This window comes from Phocaeicola barnesiae DSM 18169 = JCM 13652, from assembly GCF_000374585.1.
Lineage (GTDB): Bacteria > Bacteroidota > Bacteroidia > Bacteroidales > Bacteroidaceae > Phocaeicola > Phocaeicola barnesiae.
This window is the reverse complement of record NZ_KB894644.1, coordinates 116778-140735: the sequence shown is the minus strand read 5'-3', so window position 1 is coordinate 140735 and position 23958 is coordinate 116778. Positions and strand designations below refer to the sequence as shown.

Below are 23958 nucleotides of genomic sequence, written 5' to 3'. Positions count from 1 at the left end.
AAATTTGAACACTATGAGCAAGACTGTCATTGAACTTCAGAATATCAAACGGAACTTTCTGGTGGGCGACGAAGTGGTACATGCTCTGAGAGGTATCAGCTTCAGCATACAGGAAGGAGAATTTGTGACCATCATGGGAACCTCCGGGTCCGGAAAATCCACCCTGCTGAACACCTTGGGATGTCTGGACACCCCTACCAGCGGAGAGTATCTGCTGGACGGTGTATCAGTCCGTACCATGTCGAAACCTCAGCGTGCCGTACTGCGCAACCGGAAAATCGGTTTCGTTTTCCAGAACTACAACCTGCTGCCGAAAACGACCGCAGTAGAGAACGTGGAACTGCCGCTGATGTACAATTCATCGGTCAGTGCCGCAGAGCGTCGCCGCAGAGCCACCGAAGCTCTGATAGCCGTGGGACTGGGCGACCGTCTGGAACACAAGTCCAACCAGATGTCAGGTGGACAGATGCAGCGTGTGGCCATTGCCCGTGCCCTGGTCAACAACCCGGCAGTCATTCTGGCGGACGAGGCGACCGGTAACCTGGATACCCGGACTTCTTTCGAGATTCTGGTACTTTTCCAGAAACTGCATGCCGAAGGGAGAACCATCATCTTCGTGACACACAACCCGGAACTTTCGCAATACAGCAGTCGGAACATCCGGTTACGGGACGGACATGTCATCGAAGACTGCGTCAACCCTCACATTCTTTCGGCCGCCGAAGCACTGGCTGCCCTTCCGAAAAACGATGATGAATAAGATGCAAACGACCGTACAGTCAATCATCTAAAAAACAAATCACAATGAATGGAACGAATCTTTTTAAAATAGCCTTACGGGCCTTGGCCAACAATAAAATGCGTGCCTTCCTCACCATGTTGGGTATCATCATCGGTGTGGCATCGGTCATCTCCATGCTTGCCATCGGTCAAGGTTCCAAACGGAGCATCCAGCAACAGATTTCCGAGATGGGTTCGAACATGATCATGATTCACCCGGGTGGTGACATGCGAGGCGGTGTTCGCCAGGATGCCTCATCCATGCAAACGCTGAAGCTGGAAAACTACGAAAAGCTCCGTGACGAATGTATGTACCTGTCGGCCATCAGTCCGAATGTATCTTCTTCCGGACAATTGATTGCCGGCCCAAACAACTACCCTTCTTCCGTTACTGGTGTCAGCATCGACTACCTGAAAATCCGTCAGCTGAAGGTGGAGCAAGGCGAAATGTTCACCGAAAACGATGAACGGACAGCCGCCAAAGTCTGTGTCATCGGTAAGACCATCGTCGACAACCTCTTCCCGGACGGTAGTGACCCCATCGGCAAGATTATCCGTTGCAACAAGATTCCGCTCCGCGTTATCGGAGTACTGGAATCCAAAGGATACAACTCCATGGGTATGGACCAGGATGATGTCGTACTGGCCCCCTATTCCACCGTCATGAAACGACTGCTGGCACAGACCTACCTGAGCGGAATCTTCGCTTCGGCCCTGACAGAAGACATGACTGAAGAAGCTGTAGACGAAATCAGCGGAATCCTGCGCAGGGAACACAAGCTGAAAGAAACGGACGATGATGACTTCGACATCCGTACCCAGCAGGAACTGAGCTCCATGCTGAATACCACCACCGACCTGATGACCACCCTGCTGGCCTGTATCGCAGGTATCTCTCTGGTAGTAGGAGGTATCGGTATCATGAACATCATGTATGTAAGTGTAACCGAACGTACCCGTGAAATCGGTCTGCGTATGTCTGTTGGAGCACGAGGAATAGACATCCTCTCGCAGTTCCTGATAGAATCCATCCTTATCAGTATCACCGGAGGTCTGATAGGTGTCATTCTGGGCTGTGGAGCCAGCTTCATCATCAAATCTGTCGCCCACTGGCCGGTATTTATCCAGCCCTGGAGTGTATTGCTTTCGTTCGCCGTATGTACCTTTACCGGTGTTTTCTTCGGATGGTATCCGGCCAAGAAAGCAGCCGATCTGGATCCGATAGAAGCGCTACGCTACGAATAACGGCATCCGGAAACTTAATTCGAGTCTTAATAGACTACTTTGTTCTTCATAACTTTGGTTTCCTGACCGGCTGCCTCCTGTTGTTACCGTTCTTCCGAACAATAGCAACGGAACAGCCGGTCTTTTTCAGTAAAATCATTATCTTTGTAACCTATAGAACGTATGAGTCACTCTGTATTACCTATGAAATCAATCAAACAACCGACTTATCACTCGTTGGTTTCACTCATTCATATCATCTGTTGGGGCATGTTCTTAGGATTTCCCCTGGTCTTCGCCCAACGCTCCGACGGCAGTATCGACTGGTCCGCATTCATGCACCATTCATTGATTCCGGCCATACTGTGTCTGCTTTTCTACATCAATTATTTTATTCTGATACCCCGGTATCTCTTCCAGAAAGACACGACCAAATTTCTTGCCATCAATCTCATATTGATATTGATGGCCGGATTCGGAATACGCTGGTACAACGAGGTACACCTGCTTCCCATGCCGGTTCCTCGTCCCGACCGTCCGTTACCTCCACGTTTCCTTTTCTACCTGCGTGATGTTGCGAGCATGTGCTTCACGGTCGGTGTATGTGTAGCCATCCGCCTGAGTATCCGCTGGAAAGAAACGGAAGAGGCCTGGAATGAGGCCGTAAAAAGCCGGACAGAAGCCGAATTGAGAAACCTCCGCAACCAGCTGAACCCACACTTCCTGCTGAACACCCTGAACAACATCTATGCCCTGATCAGCTTCGATACAGAAAAAGCCCAACAGGCCGTACAGGAACTGAGCAAACTGCTTCGCTATGTGTTATACGACAACCAACAGATGTTCGTTCCGCTCCAGAAGGAAGTAGACTTTATCCGCAACTACATCGAACTGATGCGTATCCGTGTCTCTCCGCAAGTGACTATCCGCACCCGGTTCGACATCAAGCCGAAGAGCCAGACTCCCATCACTCCACTGTTATTCATATCACTGATAGAAAATGCGTTCAAACACGGAATATCGCCTACAGAACCAAGTTACATAGACATTGAGATAACGGAAGGAGACAAAGAAATCTGCTGCACCATCAAGAACAGCAACTTTCCCAAGTCGGAAAGCGACAAAAGCGGTTCTGGCATCGGACTGGAACAGGTACGCAAACGTCTGGAATTAGTTTATCCCGGATGCTATGAATGGCAAATCCGGCTCAGTGACGACAAGAAAGAATACAGTTCGTTCATCCGCATCACCTTATAAATATATCCTAATCATTCACCCTACTAAATAGAACCACCTATGATTTTACGCTGCGCATTAGTTGACGATGAGCCGTTGGCTCTGAGCCTTTTGGAAAGTTATGTACGGAAAACAGACAGTCTGGAACTGTGCGGTTCCTATTCGAGTGCCATCCAGGCCATGAAAAGCCTTCCGGAACATCCGGTAGACCTCCTGTTTTTGGATATCCAGATGCCGGAACTGAACGGCCTGGAATTCTCACGCATGGTCTCTGACAATACCCGGATTATCTTCACCACAGCATTCGAACAATACGCCATCGACGGCTATCGGGTCAATGCGTTGGATTACCTGCTGAAACCTATCAGCTACAATGATTTCATCGAAGCCGTCAACAAGGCGCTGCAATGGTTCGAGTTAAGGAAAAAAGCGGAAACACCGGATAGTGTCCAGACCTCACTACCTACCGACTCAAATCATATTTACGTAAAAAGTGATTACAAAATTGTACAAATAGAGTTGGATAAAATTTTATACATCGAAGGACTGAAGGACTATATCAAAATCTACACAGAAGACAATCCACGTCCCATCCTGTCCCTGACGAGTATGAAAACCATGGAAGAAAAACTCCCTTCCAACCGGTTCATCCGCGTCCATCGGTCGTACATTGTGCAGAAACAGAAAATAAAAATCATCGACAAGGGACGAATCGTTTTTGGCAAAGAGTACATTCCTGTTTCCGACAGTTACAAACAAGAACTTCAGAATTATGTTAACGAACATATTATTTGAGGAAAGTTTTAAATACAACGTTTTTTTTTGCAACTAATCCCAACTTTTATCTTGATTTTTTTGGACAGACTAAATATAAGGCTTATATTTGTGGTGTACATAATAAGACAGGAAGTTGTGAAATTTCCTTATTAGAATAGTTTAGTTAAGTCTAGTTTAGTTTTTGTGTTGTGATACTCCAACCATTAGAGAATGGCTGGAGTATCTTTTTTATGTATCTACCGATATTCCTACGGACCTACTTTACAATGTACTCCTACCGGTTATCCGAAAGATGACCGACAGGTACAGTCCGAAAGCTCTTTCCGGCTGGCACAGAAAACGAAATATCCTTACAAAATAAAAGTGTCGGCAGAAGTATCGCCCAACCGATATGCCTGAAAAACATCTCCCATGAAAAACGAACGTTCGTTTTCCCTTGTTCGTCTAGACGTTTTCATGCAAACGAACGCCCGTTCCGATTAAAATGTCCGGACGTTTTAAACATACCCATACAAACAAAAAAAACGCTAGAGAAAACTTCCCTAGCGCATGACATTCAAACTTTGAATCAGCCGAGTTTTTCTTCTGTGAAAGCAACTCAGCACAATTCACCTTTTTCACTGCAATCAGAGATAAATCTTGACTCATCATACGGTACAATGCCCGTACAGTCTAAGTTTATCCGAATCCATCGTAACAATCTTTCTACCTTTTTCATCGTGTTTATCCTTTCTTCTATGCGATAACTCCAATAAGGAAGCTATGTAGGCTTTCCATACAAAAAGAAAGCTATATATAATTAAAAGTCTAATTTAGCCACAATGTACGAGTATTCAACTTCAACTTTATCCTATCTAAACAATCTTGCTTTCACATTGCAAAGATACAAATTTACAGGAAAGACGGCTACGGCAAAACAGACTATCTGAATTTATCTGACAAATAATTGACCCATATCAAGAAAAAGGTGGGTTCTGCTACGTTCCCGTAACAAGACCCACCTTCCGTCTTACCATCCAATCCTGTATTACTTGATGATTCGATAATAATCCGCTTTCCGAGGCTTAGCCGGTGCCGGTTCTCCAGCCGGATAGCCCAATGACAACGCGCCGATTCCTACCAGATTCTGAGGTAATCCCCAGGCAGCCAACAATTCTTTGGCTTCGGGTTTCTCGAATATTTCCCGCTCCCGGTGAATCCAGCAACTGCCCAGACCGATGGCATGAGCTGCCAGCATCATATTCTCCAGAATACAGCTTCCGTCCTGAACCGGATTAGGAGCGTCAGCAGGAGCCAATACAAGTACATAGGTAGGCGCATCGTAGTAGGGATTCGAGGTAACTCCCATCACTGCCGCATTCATGGCAGCCAGTTGCGCCTTCTGTCCGTCGTTCTGTACAGCCACGATATAAGGTGCCTGCAAGCCTCTGGAAGTAGGAGCAAAGGTACCGGCCTCCAATACCAGCTTCAACTCTTCGTCCGTAATCTGTTCCGGACGGTACTTTCTACAGCTGCGACGTGTTTTGATGATTTCCAGACATTCATTCTTTTCCATAATGTTCCGATTTAATGAAGTAAGAAAAAGCCCCAAACCCAAAGGGGCTGAGGCTTTTCAATACAGAATTTATCAATTATCAGTTGTTTTCAGGACGAAGCTGACGCACTGTAACTGCAGTCTGCCACATTTCGCTTTCACGCAATGCCTTCAGTTCGGCATTCAGTTTCTCACGATAATCCGGCTGAGAGTTGGAGTCGATAGAAATCTGAGCTTCGTTACCGCTCTTCACACTTTCATACAATTTCTGTACTACCGGCTTGATAGCATCGTGGAACGGGCCCATCCAGTCCAAAGCACCACGCTGAGCAGTTGTAGAGCAGTTAGCGTACATCCAGTCCATACCGTTCTTTGCGAACAGCGGCATCAGTGACTGAGTCAACTCTTCTACCGTTTCATTGAAAGCTTCAGAAGGAGAGTGACCGTTTTCACGCAAAACTTCGTACTGTGCCAACAGCAATCCCTGGATAGCTCCCATCAAAGAACCGCGTTCACCGGTCAAGTCAGAAGTAGCTTCACGCTGGAAAGTTGTTTCGAACAGGTAACCGGAACCGATACCGATACCCAAGGCCAATGTACGGTCCATTGCCTTACCGGTAGCATCCTGGTAAACTGCGTATGAAGAGTTCAAGCCACGGCCTTCGAGGAACATGGTACGCAAAGAAGTACCTGAACCCTTCGGAGCCACCATGATGACATCGATGTCTGCTGGAGGAACTACACCGGTACGGTCGTTCCAAGTGATAGCAAAACCATGAGAGAAATACAGAGCCTTACCCGGAGTCAGGTATTTCTTGATGGTAGGCCATACAGACATGACAGCTGCGTCTGAAAGCAGACACATAATGATAGTACCTTTTTCGCAAGCTGTTTCAATATCGAAAAGTGTTTCACCCGGTACCCAACCGTCGGCAACAGCCTTTTCATAAGTCTTGCCCTGACGTTGACCAACGATTACATTGAAACCGTTGTCGCGCAGGTTCAAAGACTGACCTGGACCCTGTACCCCATAACCGATGACAGCAATTGTTTCATCTTTCAAGATTTCACGTGCTTTTTCCAATGGAAATTCTTCGCGGGTCTCTACATTTTCGATTACACCGCCAAAATTCAATTTTGCCATTTTTTCAATCTTTTTATCACAGCTTCCGCTGCATGTAATTAATAATTAAATAAATATCACTTTGCTGCGAACAACGACCTCCTGGCCGTTCTTCTTGACTTCTATATCGTATTCGTTTTCTGACACCTGCTCCTTATAGAAAGCCAGTGTATCGCCGTAATAACTTTCGGCATTGTAAGCCATTTCGAAGCGGCGGATACGCTTTTCCCGGAAAATCTCCAGCGGGAAAAGGTCCAGAATATGTTCGATATACCGGATACTGTTTACATGTCCGTTGATATCGATGTCACTGTACTTGGTTACCACCTCACCGGCCAGTTCCTTCTGATTGACCTTGATTCTTCCAGGTTTTTCGATCGGACATTCCTTCTGGCAGATGTAATCGACTATACTTCCATTATGCAAGGAAAGCAAGTCGGCTGGTTTACGGGTATCCATGCTGATCATCGCCCAGATGGAACGGGCATAACCGATTGGTTTCCCATCCTTGTTCAGAATAGCGAAATTGCGGTCAGTAAACAGGCGATACACGTTTTCTATCCACGTCTGTACACTGAAGGATTCGTACTGAAGAGGCATTTCTTCCAACTCAATAGCCAGACGGGACAAGACCCACGTATAGTTACTTTCATTCAACGTTGCGATACCGAAGCCACGCTCTGTCGCATGAAAGCCGGCACAGTTCAGCAGATGGTTTCCCAAGACTCCCATGGTGAGCCTTCCGGTGAAGTCAACGTGGAAAGGCTCTGCCACAAATGAATAAGTTCCTATTTTATTCTCTTCAGTCATACCGATACATTATTTCTTTTCCTGTAAATATCTTTCTTCCCGATGAGCCAGGTATTCATTTACCCGCTCGAAACAGCTGGTAGAAACAGCGATGCGTCCTGAACGGACAAACTGAAGCACACACTTCAAGCCTCTCAGTTCCTGATACAGCGAGGTAATGTCATCACTCATACCGGTCAGCTCTACAATCGAAAAAGTAGGGTTCACCTCGACGATGTGGGCACTGTAACGGCGTACGACCTTTGACGCTTCGGGATTTCCCTGAAACTCCGGTGTAGAGACCTTGTACATGGCTACCTCCTGCTGGAAAATTTCATCGTCTGTAAAGTAATGGGCCTGGATGACATCCATCTTCTTTTCAATCTGACGGACTACCTTCTCGATAGAATCCGGAGTAGTCCAGCAGGTAATGGTATACTTGTGTACTCCTTTGATGGAAGAAGCCGATACATTCAGACTTTCAATGTTGATCTGACGACGGGTAAACACGGCGGTTATCTGGTTCAGGATACCTGCGATGTTTTCCGAATGAACGATAATCGTATATAATTTCTTATTTTCCATAATCCAGTTCCTTTTTAGCAATCCAAATTCAACATCATGTAATTGACGGAACTTCCCGGAGGAGTCATCGGCAATACATTGCCTTCTTCCACCACACAAACCTCCAACAAGAACGGTCCGGAAGTCTGCAGCATCTCCTGAATACCGTCATTCAATGCTTCACGCTCGGTTACACGACGTGAAGGAATACCGTATGCAGCAGCAATCTGCATATAATCCGGATTCATCATCGGAGTAAATGAATAGCGGCGGTTGAAGAACATTGCCTGCCACTGACGTACATTACCCAGGTAATTGTTATTCATCAGAATCATCTTGACCGGACAGCGCTGTTCCATCAGTGTTCCCAATTCCTGCATCGTCATCTGCAGACCGCCATCGCCCATAAAGGCACAGACCGTACGGTCCGGTCTTCCGAAGGTAGCGCCGATAGCTGCCGGCAAACAGAATCCCATGGTTCCCATACCGCCGGAGGTAACGATGCTCCGATCCTTGGAAAACTTGAAATAACGGCAAGCAAACATCTGATTCTGACCTACGTCTGTCACAAGGATAGCTTCATTGTGGGTAGCTTCGCTTACAGCATGCACTACCTCACCCATATTGATAGGACCTTCGCCCGGATAAACTTCTTTCTCGATGACCTCCTGGAACTCCTTATCGGCGTACGACTGGAAACTTTCAATCCATTCTGTATGCTTATGCGACTGAATCAGTTCGGTAAGCAGAGCCAAGGTACGCTTACAATTACCCAAGATAGCGACATCAGCCTTCACATTCTTGCTGATTTCAGAAGGGTCGATATCCAGGTGGATAACCTTTGCCTGCTTGGCATAGGTTTCCAGTTTGCCGGTCACACGGTCATCGAAACGCATACCGACGGCAATCAATACGTCGCATTCGTTGGTCTTAACGTTCGGACCAAGATTCCCGTGCATACCCAACATTCCTTTGTTCAAAGGATGATCGGAATGTAAAGCAGACAATCCCAGCAACGTACAGCCGCACGGAATATCAGCCTTTTCGACAAAAGCCTTCAGTTCCTGCTGAGCACCTCCCAGTTCAACGCCTTGTCCGACCAGCACCAAAGGTCTCTTTGCCTCATTAATCAAAGCCACTGCTTCGGCTACAGCTTTCGGATCTGTCTCCGGATCCGGGTCATAACTGCGGATGAAATCGGTAATCATCGGTTCGAACTCAGTCAAATCAACCTGAGCATTCTTGGCGAAGTCCAGGACAACCGGACCCGGACGACCGCTACGCGCAATATAGAAAGCCCGTGAAACGGCCCAAGCTACATCTTCTGCCCGACGAATCTGATAACTCCACTTGGAGATAGGCTGCGTAACACCCACCAGGTCAACTTCCTGAAAGGCATCGGTACCCAACAGGCTGGCACCCACCTGTCCAGCAATGACTACAATCGGCGTACTGTCAATCATGGCATCGGCCACACCGGTAATTGTATTGGTAGCTCCCGGTCCGCTGGTAACCAGACAGACACCGACCTCACCCGAAACACGGGCAAATCCTTGAGCCGCGTGTACAGCTCCCTGTTCATGACGGACTAGTATATGGTTCAACTTATCCCGATGGTCATACAGCGCATCGTACACCGGCATGATGGCTCCTCCGGGGTAACCGAAGATGGTCTTTACCCCTTCATGTTCCAACGAGCGCATCAAGGCTTCAGATCCTGTTATTTTTTCTTTACTCATAGTCTCTTCTTTCTTCCAGTTAATCAATAATTCTCACGCCTCCCATATCGGCCGAACTTACCATGCTGGCGTAAGCTTTCAATGCTTTCGATACCTGACGGTTACGGGTTACCGGCGTCATCGGACGGGCTGCCAGCTCTTCATCACTCAGTCTGACATTGATGCTGCGGTTCGGAATATCAATATCGATGATATCACCGTCCACAATCTTACCGATATTGCCACCGGCTGCCGCTTCCGGAGAAATATGTCCGATACTCAAACCGGAAGTACCTCCACTGAAACGTCCGTCCGTAATCAAAGCACATTCTTTTCCCAAATGTTTTGATTTGATATAAGAAGTGGGATAAAGCATTTCCTGCATGCCCGGTCCGCCTTTCGGTCCTTCGTGTGTAATGACCACCACGTCACCACTGACCACTTTTCCACCCAAGACTCCTTCACAGGCAGCTTCCTGAGAATCGAAGACCTTCGCCGGTCCGGAGAATTTCCAGATACTGGCGTCTACACCGGCTGTCTTAACCACACAGCCATTCTGAGCGATATTACCGAAAAGTACGGCCAGACCACCATCTTTGCTGTACGCATGCTCGATGTCGCGGATACAACCGTCAGCACGATCCGTATCAAGCGTATCGTAGGTCTTGCTTTGAGAGCCCATCTTATTACTGAAGACCCCTCCCGGCGCACTCGAATAAATACGCTTGGCTTCCGAAGAAACCGTTTCTTTCATGATGCTGTATTCCTCGATATCCTCAGCCAAAGTATGTCCGTTGACACGGCGGCACGTGGTATCCAGCAATCCGCCTTTGTTCAGTTCTCCCAGGATATTCAGGATACCGCCGGCACGGTTACATTCCTGGATAGAAAACCGCTGCGTATTAGGAGCCAGTTTACAAAGACAAGGAACGCGACGGCTCAATTGGTCGATATCAGCCATTTTGAAGTCTACCCCACCCTCGTTGGCAATAGCCAGCAAGTGCAGAATGGTATTGGTGGAACCGCCCATCGCTATATCCAGGGTCATTGCATTCATAAAAGCCTGACGCGTAGCGATGCTACGGGGCAATACACTGTCATCGCCCTCTTCATAATACTTGAACGCGTTCTTGACAATCAGCTGGGCAGCATCCTTGAAGAGCTGGATACGGTTGGTATGCGTAGCCAGAATAGTACCGTTACCCGGCAATGAAAGTCCGATGGCTTCAGTCAACGAGTTCATGGAGTTGGCGGTAAACATTCCGGAACAGCTGCCGCAACCCGGACACGCGCAATTTTCGATACGGGTCACTTCCTCATCGCTGACGGAAGCATCGGCCGCTTTAATCATTGCAGTAATCAAATCGGCATTTTCACCGTTTATCTTATGCGCTTCCATCGGTCCACCTGATACGAATACAGCCGGAATATTCAGACGCATGGCAGCCATCAGCATACCCGGAGTAATCTTATCGCAGTTCGAAATGCAGATCATGGCATCTGCCTTGTGGGCGTTCACCATGTATTCTACGCTATCGGCAATCAAGTCACGTGAAGGCAGTGAATAAAGCATTCCATCGTGTCCCATTGCAATACCATCGTCGATGGCAATTGTATTGAACTCGGCTGCATAGCAACCCAGTTTTTCGATTTCAGCCTTCACTAACTGACCGATTTCATGCAAATGTGTATGTCCGGGAACAAACTGTGTAAACGAATTCACAATCGCAATGATCGGCTTACCCATCATCTCTCTTTTCATACCATTGGCCACCCAGAGTGCTCTTGCACCTGCCATACGGCGACCTTCCGTACTCATCGAACTGCGTAACTGGTGTTTCATATCAAAATCCTTCTTTATCAATTAAAAAGCCTCTCTCATCGTCCGGTGAGAAAGGCTTCCATACATATCTTTTACGTACAACTACATACACGAACCTTTCTCACCTCTTGGTACTTCCACCACGACGCGTACAATCTGCAGGACTGCCAGGTTAATTCGAATATCAGTTGCCATCATAATTTTTTGTTTTTACTTGTCTTGTTTACGGCTACAAAGGTAAAGGCTTTTTTGTAACTTACAAATAAAATGATAGTTTTTTTTCTTATAAATTATTATTCGTAACAAATAATTGCCTTTTATTGTCAGTTTATCAGAAGACATATCGATAACGCAAAGGGTAGAAGATTCTGCAGAAACATCACCGCAAAAAGGCGATCAGTAGCGCTGAAAGCCATTCAACCCCCTTTATATCAGAGCCATAAGACAAAAAGAAAGTCACGAATCCGAAAATACACATTTCCGAATCCGTGACCCACTCATATTGCGATAGAAAAATCTTCAGATTTTATCAGATACCCAAAGATTTCTTGACAGCTTCTGCCTTTTCTGTAGCGGTAGCATTAGCGCTGGCATAACACTTCGGACATCCCATTTCGCCCTTGATTTCCATGTAGAACTTGATTTTCGGTTCTGTTCCTGAAGGACGTACAGACACCTTTGTTCCGTCAGCTGTAAAGAACTGCAGTACGTTAGACGGTTCCGGCATATCGATGTCAGTAGCATTGCCTGCCGCATCGGTAGCTTTCAGAGTCTTGTAGTCTTTTACCAGAACGACCTGAGAACCTCCCAGTTCCTTCGGAGGACAAGCACGGAAGTTTTCCATCATAGCCTTGATTTCATCGGCGCCGCTCTTACCCGGTTTCACGACATTCACTGTCAATTCTTTTGAGAAACCATATTCTACATAGATTTCCATCAGGATATCATACAATGTCTTGCCCTGGTCTTTTGCCCAAGCACAGATCTCAGCCAGCAAAGAACAAGCAGAAACAGCATCTTTGTCACGAACGAAATCTTCAGCCAGGAAGCCGTAGCTTTCTTCACCACCACCGATGTACTGTTTGATACCTTCGTTCAAACGAATCTGACGAGCAATCCATTTGAAACCTGTATAGCAGTCATACATTTCGATGTTATTCTTATCGGCTACCTTCTTGATCAGTTCTGTAGTAACAATGGTCTTAACGATGAATTCATTGCCTTTCATCTTACCCATTGCAATGCGGTTCTTGATGATGTAGTACAAGAAAATCAAGCAAGTCTGGTTACCGTTAACCAGTACCCATTCGCCCTTGCTGTCTTTACATGCCATACCTACACGGTCTGCATCCGGGTCAGAAGCCATAACGATGTCGGCATCAATTTCCTTAGCCAGTTTGATAGCCAAAGTCAAAGCCTCAGCATTTTCCGGATTCGGAGATACAACTGTCGGGAAATCACCGCTCTTCACCATCTGTTCAGCCACACAATGAACATTTTCGAAGCCCCACAGTTTCAGAGACTGCGGAATCAACATCATACCTGTACCGTGAATCGGAGTATACACAATCTTCAAGTCTTTCTGACGCTTGATAACTTCCGGATCGATAGAAATAGAATGTACCTGGTTCAGGTAATCATCATCCACTTCCTTACCGATAACCTGAATCAAATCCTTGTCGCCTTCAAACTTGATATCGGCAGCCGAATTGATCTTATTCACTTCGTCGATGATACCCTTGTCATGCGGAGCCAAAACCTGAGCGCCATCATCCCAATATGCCTTGTAACCGTTATATTCCTTCGGATTATGCGAAGCAGTCAAGATAATACCGCTCTGACATCCCAAACGACGGATAGCGAAAGACATTTCCGGAGTAGGACGCATATCTTCGAACAAGTATACTTTGATACCGTTTGCAGAGAAGATATTTGCAGAGATTTCTGCGAATTTCTGGCTGTTGTTACGGCAGTCATAACCAACAACGACAGAGATGTTATCCTTACCGGCGAAACATTTGTTCAGGTAATTAGACAAGCCCTGAGTAGCCGCGCCCACTGTATAAATGTTCATACGGTTGGAACCGACTCCCATGATACCGCGCAGACCACCGGTACCGAATTCCAGGTCTTTATAAAATGCCTCAATCAAATCGGTCTTATCGGGGTTTTCCAACATACGCTTTACTTCAGCCTGTGTTTCAGCATCGTACTCAGGGGCTAACCATTTTTGAGCTTTCTCTGTACACTGTTTAATCAATTCTTCGTTTTCCATGATTATTAAGTTAGATTATTATTTAAGTTTGATTATTCTCGTATTATTCATAGCAAAAATAAAAGATTACTTTAAAATATCCTAATAAAAAAGGTGTGTTTTTCAATAAAAAGTTGAAAAACACACCTTTTCAAGATTCCAGTAAAAAAACTGAAACGAAAGAAGTTACATCCGTTCTTTTACTTCAGTTCTTTCATCTTATAACGGTCGCCTGTAGCCTTCACCAGTTCCTTCAGGAACTCCTGACTGTAACCCGGACGGTCCAATGGAGCGCAGTTTCCTGTTTCAGGAGCGACAATACGGCCGTTCTTTACAAGTTTCACTGCACCATCATTGTAACGGACAATCAAAAACTCTCCAAGTTTCTTCCAACTGTCTACCGCATCCTTTGCAGCCATGGCGGTATAACGGGTCAGAAAATCACGTGCTTTCAGCGGATCCTGTTGATACAGTTTCATAGCCGTAGCTTCAATTCCTTCCTGAGCATTGGCATACATATCCTCCAATCCGGTCTGTACCTGCTGCATATCGCCTACCATCAGACTATAACGCGGACGAATCATATCGGCTACCCAGTTATAGACCCAGAAAGCCGAATTCCATGAGAATGTCACACAGTCACCGTTTCCTTCAGCATATACATCCGGAACCTGATTGGTGTTACAGTATACCGGAGTAAAGACAGTCATGTTCGCATCGTCAAGTCCGAACCACAATACACCTCCTACTACATCCGGCAGGTTGGCACGCATCTGAGCCACAAATGTAAAGGCAGTCTGCTGGGTAGAAATCGGCCGCTCATTGAAATATTCTTCATTATCCACCTTGAAAGTCAATGGAGAAAGACGATACGGCATATTGAAGGCTCCGGCACCCATATCTTTGGTTATATCAAGAGCAGTTCCTTCATAGTGGTCGCGCATAGCACGCTGAATGTCACGGACAGACACTTTCTGATCCGGTTTTACATACAACGGCATCGGCTCCTTACTCTCTCCCTGTATATAAGAAAGGTATGCCTGACCGGTAGCTTTACTGAACATGTTATAATAACTCCATACACGGGCTTCGCAGAAACGAAGGCCACTGAAATCCAACGGGCAGTATGCATCGGCAAAGCTGAAATCCTTGTTCGCTCCAGAGAAATAACCTTTTTCACGGGCAAACGAAATCACATCCGGCGCATACAGGCAATTCTCCTTATCATTCAGATTGAACTGATGGATACGGCTCTGGTTAGCATGAGCAGCAATACAGTCGTCCGGAATGCGGACAGCTACCCAGACAGCCCCTTTTACACCGGGACCTTTCCCTATCATTTCCATAATCCATACTTCATTCGGATCGGCTATTGAGAAAGACTCCCCGCTACTGTAATATCCGTATTCCTTCACCAGATCAGTCATAACCTTAATAGCCTCTTTGGCAGAACGGGAGCGCTGCAAAGCCACGTAAATCAGACTTCCGTAATCCATCACACCGGTAGTATCCACCAGTTCCGGACGGCCGCCGAAAGTCGTTTCACCGATCGTCACCTGAAACTCGTTCATATTTCCGATGACATTATAAGTTTCTTTTGCTTCCTTTATCTGCCCCAGGTACTTTCCTGAATCCCAGTCATAAATGGAACGCATGGCTCCATCCGGGTGTTTGGCAGCCGGATAATGACACAGAAAACCGAACAGGCCGTATGAATCGGCCGAATAAGAAACAATCACAGAACCGTCTGCCGAAGCTTTCTTGCCCACTATCAGATTGGTACAAGTCCAGCCATTCAGCACAAAAGCCGTCAACAAGACAACGGCTGTCAGCACTCTCTTCATCATAAACATCTAGTCTTTTATTTTTAAAAATGAAATAATTTACGGGTTTCATTCTTGCAGTTGTCCGTCACTACAACTTCTACCTTGTGGGGAACCCCCTTCTTTATTTTTTCCGGATCCTGAATAACAAGTATTCCCTTTTTCAGGCCGAATAACACGAATTCACCATCGACAAAAACCTTGTAGGTACCGATGCCGCTTTCGGAATCCGATATTTTAAACCGGACATTCCGGGAAGCACGCCAACCAGACTGTCCCACAGGTATGATACGGGGAGCAATGGTATCGACAGCCACAGAATAGGTAGCAAACTCACGAACACGGGTCTTCATCCATCCGTTTTCAAACGTTCCACCTGCCGGTGCACGCCAACGCCCGACTTTCTGCACGACATAATATTTCGTAGTATCGGCAACCGGCAAGTGACGTATGCCAATCGACAACGGACAATAGCTTTGCAATGGAGTATTGCCGGCATCAAGTACATAATCGAATGCGATACCTGTACTGTCACCTTCTACCGATACACTCAACCCGGTATCTTCGTACACATAATATTTAGGTACGACAAATTCCAGCCCGGGAGCTTGAATTACATTTGTCCGGTTCCAATACAGCATCCGGTTACCTTTGTGCTGATAAGCGGGTATATTTTCTTTCTTCCCCTGTACAACAAAGGAATAAGTACGCTTATTCCCGAAATTATCTTCCAGTACATAGCGGAAGCGATAATCACGTTCTTCGTCTATAAGGACAACTCCACGTGCCGTATCCGCCTGCAAGATACGCAACCGGTTTCCGGGTGCAATGTACGAACGCATAATCAGGCGCTTGGTCCGCCGTAATTCATCGTAATCCGTAAATCCGTTGATCATCCGGTTTTCTTCGGGTGCCACTTTATCTGTCACACTTCGGAACACCTGTACAGAATCGACAAACAACGTCACAGAATGTACACCATAAAAATTGGAAGTCCCGTCCATGTAATCGCGGGCACTGATACCGGTATAAATTTTACCCCAAGCAGCCACTTTCTGTTTCAAAGCCTGTACCCCTACCAGTTTCTTCCGGACAGAACCGGCTACCCCGCCTTCGCCCGGTACCGGATAAAAACCTACCAAACTGGCTACGGGTGCCTTAGTATCCTTCAACATCGACTTGAAATACGGCATCGGATCAATATATTCTCCCGTATCGGTCTTCCGAAGTTCCAGATGAAGATGAGGACCGGCAGAAGCCCCCTCGTTACCGCTCAGCGCCAACAACTGTCCCTGTTTCATCGGGAACTGACCGGGTTCGAAGTTCAAATCGCATGTGAACGTCTGATGCTCATACTGATACGCCCGGACATACTTCTGAACTTCCGGTGCAAACGAAACCACATGTCCATACACCGAAGTCAATCCATTGGGATGAGTCACAAAAATGGCTTGCCCGTATCCTCCGTGAAGTACCATTACCCGGGAAACATAACCGTCGGCAATGCAACGGATAGGCTTACCGGTCACTCCCTGTGTCTTAATGTCCAAACCGTTATGAAAATGGTTCGGACGGAGTTCCCCGAAGTTGGCACTCAACAGCAACGGGAAATCAAACGGGGAACGAAATATATTTTCATCTACCTGCTGAGCCTGTATACCGGTCCCCATGACCAGAGACAGCACCAGCCCTATCATTTTTCTTATCATGATTGTCTTTCAGTTTTCAGTTTGTTCTTCTCCACCCGACGAACGACCAGAATGCTTGCTTCATACAGCAAGACCATAGGGAAAGCCACCATCAGTAAGGTAAACACATCCGAAGTCGGCGTAATGACAGCCGCAATCACCAGTACCACAACAATGGCATGCTTCCGGTAGGTACGCATGAACGAAGCCGTCAACAATCCCAATTGGGCGAACAACCAGCATAAGATGGGTATTTCGAACACGATACCCATCATCAGGCTCAGCATCATCAGCATATCGATGTACGAAGTCAGGACAATGGTATTCTCTACCTCCGCACTCACCTGATACAAAGCCAGGAAGCGGAACGTCAAGGGGAAAATCAAGAAATAATTCAACAAAACACCCAGCATAAACAATACATATCCCCACACTACAACGCGCAGGGAATACTTCCGCTCATCCTCGTACAATGCCGGAGAGACAAAGCGGAAAAGCTGGTATAATATATAAGGAGAAGCCAACAACAATCCTGCATAAAAAGCCACACTCATGTGGGTCAGGAATTGTCCTGCCAGTTCGGTATTGATAAGCCGGACATAAAAAGTATCCGGACACAACGAAGGCAACTGAATCCATTCTGCTATCCGACAGAAAAGCCCGTAAATACAGAAATCAGGGTTTTTCGGTGCCAGAACAATACCGAAAAGTTCCTCACGGAAACAAAATGCAACCAAAGTGAGGAGTACCAACAGGATAATGCAACGTACCAACACGCCACGCAGCTCATCCAAATGGTCCCAGAATGTCAGCTGTGTATTTCCACTATCTGCCTTCACTTCGTCGGATCTTTATCTTCCTTCGGTTTGGAATCCGTCTCCTCTTCTATCCCGTTCATTCCGTCCTTGAAACTTTTCACCCCTTTCCCTAGGCCTTTCATCAATTCCGGAATCTTCTTGCCACCGAACAGAAGCAATACGATCAGTACGATGAACAACAGTTCCTGCATTCCGACTCCCATAAACAATAATATAGTATTCATAAGCTACATCAACCTCCTCTGATTACCAATTCTTCTTTGCCATCCACTTAAACAGGCCATAGCCTCCGAATACCTGAAGCAGCATACCCGGTATTCCGATTCTGAAATCCTGCATGGCTGCCACAAAGTCGTGTACCAACCCCCATTCTACAAGGCTTCCTACCACCTGATAAGACAACACAACCGCAAGCAACGACCACAAAGTGACACGTTTAAGACGTTGTGCCATAAAACCAGCCGCCAAAGCCAACAAGACAGACTTCACCAGAATAGCCGGTAACACAGCCAAAGCAGGCATACCAAACAGCCAACTGTTGATGACCGGCGAAAGAAGAGCTGTAAGCAGTCCTACGCGCATACCATACTTATAGGCTCCAATCAGCGTAAAGAAATAAATGGGGAGCCAGGTAGGTCCTCCCAAGTAAGCCAAGTGGCACACTTGCGGCAACAGAATGTTTCCGACTATAAACAACAATGCGAACAAATAGGTATTCACATTGGTATACTTCAAAGCATAAAGTTTCGCAGAAGATTCCATTTCATTTACAATTTAAAGATTCTTTGGGCAAAGATAGAAAATTCTGACAAAAAGAGGAACATATTTCCGGTTTAAAATTCTTTTGTCTGGAAAATCGAAACAACCACTTCCTTCCGGATGCAAGCAACAGTCTAATCACTTTTTTTCGGACGTTCGAAACATCCATCGAAAACAAACGTTCGTTTTCCTTCAAACATGAGTTTGTTCTTTTCTGAACGAACGTATGTTATCCATCAGACACGAGTTCGACTTTCAGTCCCCTCAAACAGGGTCCATCCTTTCTGTTCTCTTCACCATCGCTTCAAAGAAACAGACTTTCCACAGGTTTCTCAACGTAACATTACACGAAAAGTTCGGTTTTTTAGAAAGACCATCCTCGGTTTTTTTCGTATCTGTACACTTACTATCAAAAGGAATGATTATTTTTGCAGAAAATATAAGAAAAATCGTGTATCCGACTAAGCTGAATGATAGAAAAACATATTGTTTTAGAAGATATTGATCCGGTCATCTTTTATGGTGTAAACAACACCAATATACAAATGATCAAAGCTCTGTTTCCCAAACTGAGAATTGTGGCGCGAGGAAATGTCATCAAGGTCATGGGAGACGAAGAAGAAATGTGCGCTTTCGAAGATGCTATAATTGCTTTGGAGAAACACTGTGCACAGTTCAACTCACTCAACGAAGAATCCATACTTGATATTGTCAAAGGGAACCGTCCGGCCACCGAAGCTACGGGGGAAGCCATTGTCTTCAGTGTGACAGGCAAGCCCATTCTTCCACGCAGTGAGAACCAACGGAAACTGGTACAGGAATTCCGGAAAAACGATATGATTTTCGCCATCGGTCCGGCAGGAACCGGAAAGACCTATACGGCCATCGCCTTGGCTGTACAGGCTCTGAAGAACAAAGAAATCAAGAAAATCATTCTGAGCCGTCCGGCTGTAGAAGCCGGCGAAAAACTCGGTTTCCTCCCGGGAGACATGAAAGATAAGATAGATCCTTACCTGCAGCCGCTTTACGATGCACTTCAGGACATGATACCTGCCGCCAAGCTGAAAGAATACATGGAACTGAACATCATCCAGATAGCCCCGTTGGCCTTCATGCGCGGACGTACGCTGAACGATGCGGTCGTCATTCTGGATGAAGCGCAGAATACCACTACACAACAGATCAAGATGTTCCTTACCCGTATGGGTATGAATACCAAAATGATTGTCACAGGCGATATGACCCAGATAGACCTTCCTGCCTCGCAGACATCCGGCCTGATACAGGCCATGCGGATTCTGAAAGGTATCAAAGGCATCAGTTTTATCGAACTCAACAAGAAAGACATTGTCCGCCATAAACTGGTCACCCGCATCGTAGAGGCCTACGAAAAATACGAAGAGAAAGAAAAGGCTGAACAGACGGAAAAAAGAGCGACCCGCCGAACGAACAAGACAGACAAGGAACAATCGGAAACTCAAGACAAACCTATTCATTCTTAAAACATAACGAAAATGAGTAAAGCATTAACAAAAACAGACTATCACTTTCCGGGTCAGAAAAGCGTGTACCACGGTAAAGTACGTGATGTTTACAACATCAACGATGAAAAACTGGTCATGGTCGCTACAGACCGAATCTCGGCATTCGATGTTGTACTTCCTGAAGGAATCCCTTACAAAGGACAGATGCTGAACCAGATTGCTGCCAAGTTCCTGGATGCAACTACAGACATTTGCCCCAACTGGAAACTGGCTACTCCGGACCCGATGGTTACTGTAGGCGTCATGTGCGAAGGTTTCCCCGTAGAAATGATTGTACGCGGCTACCTGTGCGGAAGTGCATGGCGTGCCTATAAGAGCGGTGTACGAGAAATCTGTGGTGTACGCCTGCCGGAAGGAATGCGTGAAAACGAAAAGTTCCCTGCTCCGATCATCACTCCGACGACGAAAGCTGAAATGGGTATGCATGACGAGGATATCTCGAAAGAAGAAATCCTGGCGAAAGGTCTGGCTACTCCGGAAGAATATGCGACACTCGAAAAATATACATTGGCTCTCTTCGAACGCGGTACTCAGATGGCTGCAGAACGTGGCCTGATTCTGGTTGACACCAAATACGAATTCGGTAAGCACAACGGTCAGATTTACCTGATGGACGAAATCCATACACCTGACTCAAGCCGTTATTTCTATGCAGAAGGTTATCAGGAACGCTTCGAAAAAGAAGAACCTCAGAAACAGTTGTCTAAAGAATTTGTACGCGAATGGTTGATGGCTAATGGTTTCCAGGGTAAAGAAGGACAGACAGTTCCGGAAATGACTCCTGAAATCGTCAACTCCATCAGCGACCGCTACATCGAACTCTTCGAACACATCACCGGTGAGTCTTTCGTAAAAGCCGACACAGACCACATCGCTGAACGTATCGAAAAGAACGTAACAGACTACCTGACAAAATAATTCTGAACATAGCAGGCAAAGGTTGAAAGCATTCTTTCGAAGGATGCTTTCAACCTTTGCCTGCAGGAAACACCTCCCATCAATCTATGACCCGCTATCCGCAAGAAAACATCAAGCCCTATAACACCGAAGAAAGCAAAGCCAAACAGGTAGAAGAAATGTTCGACAACATCGCTCCTTCCTACGACAACCTGAACCATTTGCTCTCGCTCGGCATCGACAAAAGTTGGCGGAAAAAAGCCATCCATTGCCTGAAACCGTTCCATCCGCAACGCATGATGGACGTAGCTACCGGAACTGGTGATTTCGCCATCCAAGCCTGTCGGACCCTCCAACCCCAAGCACTGATCGGTATAGATATCTCGGAAGGGATGATGAATGTAGGACGCGAAAAAGTGAAGGCAGCCGGACTGGACAAACAGGTCTCGTTTGCCAAAGAAGACTGCACCTACCTGAGCTTTCCCGACAATAGCTTCGATGCCATTACCGTAGCATTCGGCATACGGAATTTTGAAGACTTGGACAAGGGGCTGAAAGAAATGTACCGGGTACTGGTTCCGGGAGGACATCTGGTTATTCTGGAACTTTCCGAACCGGAAAGCTTCCCCATGAAACAACTTTATGCGATTTATTCCAAAATGGTCATTCCTACATTGGGAAAATTGCTCTCTAAAGACCGCAGTGCCTACACCTACCTGCCCCAATCCATCAAAGCTTTCCCGCAAGGTGAAGTCATGCAAGGCATCATCCGGAAGGCCGGATTCAGCCAGGTACAGTTCAGACGTCTGACTCTAGGCATCTGTACACTTTATTTCGCAACTAAATAATAAAACTAAAGACTGGTATGAAAAAATATGGCTTAATCGGTTATCCGCTCGGACACTCGTTCTCCAAAAACTACTTCAACGAAAAGTTCCATTCCGAAGGCATTGACGCCGAATACGTGAATTTCGAAATCCCCCACATTTCCGATTTACCCGGTATCGTTGCAGGCAACCCGAACCTGGTGGGCCTGAACGTCACCATCCCTTACAAAGAACAAGTCATTTCATACCTGGACGAACTGGATGAAGCAGCTGCTGCTATCGGGGCAGTCAACGTCATCCGTATCGAACGCAACCATGGAAAAACCCGACTCGTCGGTTACAATTCCGACGTCATAGGTTTTACCCAATCCATCGAATCGTTACTGGAGCCTCATCACAAGAAAGCGCTGATTCTGGGAACAGGAGGAGCATCGAAAGCCATCCACTACGGATTGCAACAATTGGGACTGGAATCTCTGTTCGTATCACGTTCCCGAAGCAACGACAACACCATCACTTACGATGACCTGACACCGGAAATCATGAAGGAGTATAAAGTCATCGTCAACTGTACACCGGTAGGCATGTATCCGAAAGCCGATGAAGCCCCGCGCATCCCTTATGAATGCCTGACCCCTGAACACCTGTTGTACGATCTCCTGTATAACCCGAATACGACCCTGTTCATGAAAAAAGGAAGCGATCATGGAGCCATTGTCAAGAATGGTCTGGAAATGCTTCTGCTGCAGGCCTTCGGTGCCTGGGACATCTGGAACCGCTGATTATTTGCATTCCTAATATCTCCTTACTGTTTATGAAAAAGAAACTGACCCTCAGTATCAGCATTGCCGTGCTGATACTGATAGCCAGCCTTATAGGCGGAAGCCTGTACATGCTAGACTATTCGTTACGTCCCGAAAACCGGGGCAAGAACCTGGAAACTTCGTTTGAATTCATGCGGTCCCGCTATCCGCACCTGTGTCCGTGGCTGGACAGCCTGCAACAGCAGCATGCCTTGCGTGACACCTTCATTACGGCTCCTGACGGCATCCGGATGCACGCCTATTACGCCCGCGCTTCCCATCCGACCCGAAAAACCGCCATCATCGTTCACGGCTATACAGATAATGCCATCCGAATGCTGCACATCGGTTATTTATACAACCGGGACCTGGATTTCAACATTCTGTTGCCCGACCTCCGTTACAGCGGACTGACGGAAGGCGATGCTTTCCAGATGGGATGGCTGGACCGGAAAGATGTCATCCAATGGATACATACTGCACCTGCCCTTTTCGGAGACTCCCTGCAAGCGGTAGTTCATGGCATTTCCATGGGAGCAGCCACTACCATGATGGTATCAGGCGAACAGCTACCTCCGTACATCGACTGTTTTGTAGAAGACTGCGGCTATACCAGCGTATGGGATCAGTTCAAGAAAGAGTTGAAAAGCCAGTTCGGACTTCCGGCTTTCCCACTGCTGTACACCGCCAGTTGGCTTTGCCAGTTGCAGAACGGATGGAACTTCCAAGAAGCCTCTGCCCTGAAACAAGTGGCCCGCTGCCACCAACCCATGTTCTTCATCCACGGCGACAAGGACGACTTCGTGCCAACCTGGATGGTCTATCAGCTCTACAATGCCAAACCACAGCCCAAACAACTTTGGATTGTGGAAGGAGCCGACCATGCCACCTCATACCTGCATGAACGAGAAACTTATACCCGAAAAGTAAAAGCCTTCGTAGATCGGTACGTTCGGTAATCATCGCCAGCTCCTTCTT

Annotated in this window: 22 protein-coding genes; 10 read left to right on the top strand and 12 right to left on the bottom strand. The window is 46.7% G+C overall.

The window, feature by feature from the left end; all coding sequences use genetic code 11:
* Positions 1-13: 13 nt before the first annotated feature.
* The 5 genes from C510_RS0102900 to C510_RS0102880 all read left to right on the top strand — a co-directional run bounded on the left by C510_RS0102900 (position 14) and on the right by C510_RS0102880 (position 4416).
* Complete coding sequence (locus C510_RS0102900; protein ID WP_018709843.1) at positions 14-760, top strand: ABC transporter ATP-binding protein; 747 nt, start codon at positions 14-16, stop codon at positions 758-760.
* 44 nt (positions 761-804) lie between these two features.
* Positions 805-2025, top strand: coding sequence for an ABC transporter permease (locus C510_RS0102895; protein WP_018709842.1), 1221 nt, complete (start codon positions 805-807; stop codon positions 2023-2025).
* Between the two features lie 183 nt (positions 2026-2208).
* Positions 2209-3261 (top strand): sensor histidine kinase, encoded by a 1053-nt coding sequence (locus tag C510_RS0102890; protein WP_025892182.1) that lies wholly within the window; start codon positions 2209-2211, stop codon positions 3259-3261.
* A 39-nt stretch (positions 3262-3300) separates the two neighbouring features.
* The gene (locus C510_RS0102885; RefSeq protein WP_018709840.1) at positions 3301-4035 is read left to right on the top strand and encodes a LytR/AlgR family response regulator transcription factor; all 735 of its coding nucleotides are present in this window, start codon (positions 3301-3303) and stop codon (positions 4033-4035) included.
* A gap of 192 nt (positions 4036-4227) precedes the next feature.
* Positions 4228-4416 (top strand): hypothetical protein, encoded by a 189-nt coding sequence (locus C510_RS0102880; protein ID WP_018709839.1) that lies wholly within the window; start codon positions 4228-4230, stop codon positions 4414-4416.
* A gap of 628 nt (positions 4417-5044) precedes the next feature.
* On the opposite strand, the gene C510_RS0102870 is transcribed toward C510_RS0102880, so the two are convergent.
* From C510_RS0102870 to C510_RS0102815, 12 genes are all read right to left on the bottom strand, one after another.
* Positions 5045-5572, bottom strand: a complete 528-nt coding sequence (locus tag C510_RS0102870) for a nitroreductase family protein (protein WP_018709837.1) — start codon at positions 5570-5572, stop codon at positions 5045-5047.
* Positions 5573-5651: 79 nt separating this feature from the next.
* Positions 5652-6695 (bottom strand): ketol-acid reductoisomerase, encoded by a 1044-nt coding sequence (ilvC, locus tag C510_RS0102865; protein ID WP_018709836.1) that lies wholly within the window; start codon positions 6693-6695, stop codon positions 5652-5654.
* A 45-nt stretch (positions 6696-6740) separates the two neighbouring features.
* The gene (locus C510_RS0102860; protein ID WP_018709835.1) at positions 6741-7484 is read right to left on the bottom strand and encodes an acyl-[acyl-carrier-protein] thioesterase; all 744 of its coding nucleotides are present in this window, start codon (positions 7482-7484) and stop codon (positions 6741-6743) included.
* 9 nt (positions 7485-7493) lie between these two features.
* Positions 7494-8048 carry an acetolactate synthase small subunit gene (gene ilvN, locus C510_RS0102855; protein WP_018709834.1) on the bottom strand — a complete coding sequence of 185 codons (555 nt, stop codon included), beginning with the start codon at positions 8046-8048 and terminating at the stop codon, positions 7494-7496.
* Positions 8049-8062: 14 nt separating this feature from the next.
* Positions 8063-9766 carry a biosynthetic-type acetolactate synthase large subunit gene (gene ilvB, locus C510_RS0102850; RefSeq protein WP_018709833.1) on the bottom strand — a complete coding sequence of 568 codons (1704 nt, stop codon included), beginning with the start codon at positions 9764-9766 and terminating at the stop codon, positions 8063-8065.
* A gap of 19 nt (positions 9767-9785) precedes the next feature.
* Positions 9786-11588: a dihydroxy-acid dehydratase gene (gene ilvD / locus C510_RS0102845; protein WP_025892183.1), complete on the bottom strand. Its 1803-nt coding sequence runs from the start codon at positions 11586-11588 to the stop codon at positions 9786-9788.
* A gap of 508 nt (positions 11589-12096) precedes the next feature.
* On the bottom strand, positions 12097-13842 hold the full coding sequence (locus C510_RS0102840) for a phospho-sugar mutase (protein ID WP_018709831.1): 1746 nt from the start codon (positions 13840-13842) through the stop codon (positions 12097-12099).
* A gap of 179 nt (positions 13843-14021) precedes the next feature.
* A complete protein-coding gene (locus C510_RS0102835) occupies positions 14022-15665 on the bottom strand; it encodes a C69 family dipeptidase (protein WP_162160978.1) in 1644 nt (547 codons plus the stop codon).
* 23 nt (positions 15666-15688) lie between these two features.
* On the bottom strand, positions 15689-17353 hold the full coding sequence (locus C510_RS0102830) for a M23 family metallopeptidase (protein ID WP_185095059.1): 1665 nt from the start codon (positions 17351-17353) through the stop codon (positions 15689-15691).
* Positions 17350-18171 carry a twin-arginine translocase subunit TatC gene (gene tatC / locus C510_RS0102825; RefSeq protein ID WP_018709828.1) on the bottom strand — a complete coding sequence of 274 codons (822 nt, stop codon included), beginning with the start codon at positions 18169-18171 and terminating at the stop codon, positions 17350-17352. The genes C510_RS0102830 and tatC overlap by 4 nt, the downstream gene beginning before the upstream one ends.
* Positions 18168-18374, bottom strand: a complete 207-nt coding sequence (locus C510_RS0102820) for a Sec-independent protein translocase subunit TatA/TatB (RefSeq protein ID WP_022339718.1) — start codon at positions 18372-18374, stop codon at positions 18168-18170. The genes tatC and C510_RS0102820 overlap by 4 nt, the downstream gene beginning before the upstream one ends.
* A gap of 22 nt (positions 18375-18396) precedes the next feature.
* The gene (locus tag C510_RS0102815; RefSeq protein WP_018709826.1) at positions 18397-18912 is read right to left on the bottom strand and encodes a hypothetical protein; all 516 of its coding nucleotides are present in this window, start codon (positions 18910-18912) and stop codon (positions 18397-18399) included.
* A 467-nt stretch (positions 18913-19379) separates the two neighbouring features.
* Here C510_RS0102815 and C510_RS0102810 point away from each other — a divergent pair, with 467 nt between their 5' ends.
* The 5 genes from C510_RS0102810 to C510_RS0102790 all read left to right on the top strand — a co-directional run bounded on the left by C510_RS0102810 (position 19380) and on the right by C510_RS0102790 (position 23939).
* On the top strand, positions 19380-20411 hold the full coding sequence (locus C510_RS0102810) for a PhoH family protein (RefSeq protein ID WP_018709825.1): 1032 nt from the start codon (positions 19380-19382) through the stop codon (positions 20409-20411).
* A 12-nt stretch (positions 20412-20423) separates the two neighbouring features.
* Positions 20424-21371, top strand: coding sequence for a phosphoribosylaminoimidazolesuccinocarboxamide synthase (locus tag C510_RS0102805; protein WP_018709824.1), 948 nt, complete (start codon positions 20424-20426; stop codon positions 21369-21371).
* Positions 21372-21457: 86 nt separating this feature from the next.
* The gene (gene ubiE / locus C510_RS0102800) at positions 21458-22198 is read left to right on the top strand and encodes a bifunctional demethylmenaquinone methyltransferase/2-methoxy-6-polyprenyl-1,4-benzoquinol methylase UbiE (RefSeq protein ID WP_018709823.1); all 741 of its coding nucleotides are present in this window, start codon (positions 21458-21460) and stop codon (positions 22196-22198) included.
* Between the two features lie 17 nt (positions 22199-22215).
* A complete protein-coding gene (locus tag C510_RS0102795) occupies positions 22216-22959 on the top strand; it encodes a shikimate dehydrogenase family protein (protein WP_018709822.1) in 744 nt (247 codons plus the stop codon).
* 32 nt (positions 22960-22991) lie between these two features.
* Complete coding sequence (locus C510_RS0102790; RefSeq protein ID WP_018709821.1) at positions 22992-23939, top strand: alpha/beta hydrolase; 948 nt, start codon at positions 22992-22994, stop codon at positions 23937-23939.
* Positions 23940-23958 lie beyond the last annotated feature (19 nt).

What these genes read in the sequence shown, in the direction of transcription:
- ilvN (WP_018709834.1), bottom strand. Translation starts at nt 8,048, where the DNA reads ATGGAAAATAAGAAATTATATACGATTATCGTTCATTCGGAAAACATC.
- C510_RS0102790 (WP_018709821.1), top strand. Translation starts at nt 22,992, where the DNA reads ATGAAAAAGAAACTGACCCTCAGTATCAGCATTGCCGTGCTGATACTG.
- C510_RS0102880 (WP_018709839.1), top strand. Translation starts at nt 4,228, where the DNA reads ATGGCTGGAGTATCTTTTTTATGTATCTACCGATATTCCTACGGACCT.
- ilvD (WP_025892183.1), bottom strand. Translation starts at nt 11,588, where the DNA reads ATGAAACACCAGTTACGCAGTTCGATGAGTACGGAAGGTCGCCGTATG.
- C510_RS0102870 (WP_018709837.1), bottom strand. Translation starts at nt 5,572, where the DNA reads ATGGAAAAGAATGAATGTCTGGAAATCATCAAAACACGTCGCAGCTGT.
- ilvC (WP_018709836.1), bottom strand. Translation starts at nt 6,695, where the DNA reads ATGGCAAAATTGAATTTTGGCGGTGTAATCGAAAATGTAGAGACCCGC.
- ilvB (WP_018709833.1), bottom strand. Translation starts at nt 9,766, where the DNA reads ATGAGTAAAGAAAAAATAACAGGATCTGAAGCCTTGATGCGCTCGTTG.
- ubiE (WP_018709823.1), top strand. Translation starts at nt 21,458, where the DNA reads ATGACCCGCTATCCGCAAGAAAACATCAAGCCCTATAACACCGAAGAA.
- C510_RS0102835 (WP_162160978.1), bottom strand. Translation starts at nt 15,665, where the DNA reads ATGAAGAGAGTGCTGACAGCCGTTGTCTTGTTGACGGCTTTTGTGCTG.
- C510_RS0102830 (WP_185095059.1), bottom strand. Translation starts at nt 17,353, where the DNA reads ATGATAAGAAAAATGATAGGGCTGGTGCTGTCTCTGGTCATGGGGACC.
- C510_RS0102840 (WP_018709831.1), bottom strand. Translation starts at nt 13,842, where the DNA reads ATGGAAAACGAAGAATTGATTAAACAGTGTACAGAGAAAGCTCAAAAA.
- C510_RS0102810 (WP_018709825.1), top strand. Translation starts at nt 19,380, where the DNA reads ATGATAGAAAAACATATTGTTTTAGAAGATATTGATCCGGTCATCTTT.
- C510_RS0102820 (WP_022339718.1), bottom strand. Translation starts at nt 18,374, where the DNA reads ATGAATACTATATTATTGTTTATGGGAGTCGGAATGCAGGAACTGTTG.
- C510_RS0102805 (WP_018709824.1), top strand. Translation starts at nt 20,424, where the DNA reads ATGAGTAAAGCATTAACAAAAACAGACTATCACTTTCCGGGTCAGAAA.
- C510_RS0102795 (WP_018709822.1), top strand. Translation starts at nt 22,216, where the DNA reads ATGAAAAAATATGGCTTAATCGGTTATCCGCTCGGACACTCGTTCTCC.
- C510_RS0102890 (WP_025892182.1), top strand. Translation starts at nt 2,209, where the DNA reads ATGAAATCAATCAAACAACCGACTTATCACTCGTTGGTTTCACTCATT.
- C510_RS0102885 (WP_018709840.1), top strand. Translation starts at nt 3,301, where the DNA reads ATGATTTTACGCTGCGCATTAGTTGACGATGAGCCGTTGGCTCTGAGC.
- C510_RS0102815 (WP_018709826.1), bottom strand. Translation starts at nt 18,912, where the DNA reads ATGGAATCTTCTGCGAAACTTTATGCTTTGAAGTATACCAATGTGAAT.
- C510_RS0102860 (WP_018709835.1), bottom strand. Translation starts at nt 7,484, where the DNA reads ATGACTGAAGAGAATAAAATAGGAACTTATTCATTTGTGGCAGAGCCT.
- C510_RS0102900 (WP_018709843.1), top strand. Translation starts at nt 14, where the DNA reads ATGAGCAAGACTGTCATTGAACTTCAGAATATCAAACGGAACTTTCTG.
- C510_RS0102895 (WP_018709842.1), top strand. Translation starts at nt 805, where the DNA reads ATGAATGGAACGAATCTTTTTAAAATAGCCTTACGGGCCTTGGCCAAC.